The 1,537-nt window shown below is 52.4% G+C and carries 1 rRNA gene; it reads right to left on the reverse strand.

Annotation, left to right across the window (positions count from 1 at the left end):
- Positions 1–19 precede the first annotated feature (19 nt).
- Positions 20–1,530: ribosomal RNA gene (locus H2684_RS12230) — 16S ribosomal RNA — on the reverse strand.
- Positions 1,531–1,537 lie beyond the last annotated feature (7 nt).

A 1,537-nucleotide genomic window follows, 5' to 3' on the forward strand; every position in this document is an offset into this window, starting at 1 on the left:
CTGTTTCAATTCTCCTTAGAAAGGAGGTGATCCAGCCGCAGGTTCTCCTACGGCTACCTTGTTACGACTTCACCCCAATTACTAGCCCCACCTTCGGCCGCGTCCTCTTACGTTAGACTACGGACTTCGGGTGTTGCCAGCTCTCATGGTGTGACGGGCGGTGTGTACAAGGCCCGGGAACGTATTCACCGCGACATTCTGATTCGCGATTACTAGCAACTCCAACTTCATGCAGGCGAGTTTCAGCCTGCAATCCGAACTGAGAGTAGTTTTTGAGTTTTGCTCCACCTCGCGGTATTGCTTCTCTTTGTTCTACCCATTGTAGCACGTGTGTCGCCCTGGACATAAGGGGCATGATGATTTGACGTCATCCCCACCTTCCTCCGCGTTAACCGCGGCAGTCTCGTTAGAGTGCTCATCTTTACATGTTAGCAACTAACAATAGGGGTTGCGCTCGTTGCAGGACTTAACCTAACATCTCACGACACGAGCTGACGACAACCATGCACCACCTGTCACCCTGCCCCGAAGGGCTTCGCCTATTTCTAGGTTATGCAGGGGATGTCAAGTCCAGGTAAGGTTCTTCGCGTTGCTTCGAATTAAACCACATGCTCCGCTGCTTGTGCGGGCCCCCGTCAATTCCTTTGAGTTTTAATCTTGCGATCGTACTTCCCAGGCGGAGTACTTATTGTGTTAACTGCGGCACAGAAGGGGTCGATACCTCCTACACCTAGTACTCATCGTTTACGGCGTGGACTACCAGGGTATCTAATCCTGTTTGCTACCCACGCTTTCGTGCCTCAGCGTCAGTTACAGTCCAGAGAATCGCCTTCGCCACTGGTGTTCTTCCTAATCTCTACGCATTTCACCGCTACACTAGGAATTCCATTCTCCTCTCCTGCACTCTAGATATCCAGTTTGAAATGCAGCCCCCAGGTTAAGCCCGGGGATTTCACATCTCACTTAAACATCCGCCTACGCACCCTTTACGCCCAGTAAATCCGGACAACGCTTGCCACCTACGTATTACCGCGGCTGCTGGCACGTAGTTAGCCGTGGCTTCCTCCTCTGGTACCGTCATTATCGTCCCAGAAGACAGAGCTTTACAATCCGAAGACCTTCATCGCTCACGCGGCGTTGCTGCATCAGGCTTTCGCCCATTGTGCAATATTCCCCACTGCTGCCTCCCGTAGGAGTCTGGACCGTGTCTCAGTTCCAATGTGGCCGATCACCCTCTCAGGTCGGCTACGCATCGCTGCCTTGGTAGGCCGTTACCCCACCAACTAGCTAATGCGCCGCGGGTCCATCTCAAAGCGGATTACTCCTTTCATCCGAAATTCATGCGAATCTCGGTATTATGCGGTATTAATCTTCCTTTCGGAAGGCTATCCCCCTCTTTGAGGTAGGTTACCCACGTGTTACTCACCCGTCCGCCGCTAATCAATCCCCGAAGGGATCTCTTCGCTCGACTTGCATGTGTTAGGCACGCCGCCAGCGTTCGTCCTGAGCCAGGATCAAACTCTCAATTTAAAAGTTT

Origin of the sequence: Clostridium sp. cel8 (genome assembly GCF_014050525.1) — a bacterium.
Lineage (GTDB): Bacteria > Bacillota > Clostridia > Clostridiales > Clostridiaceae > Clostridium_B.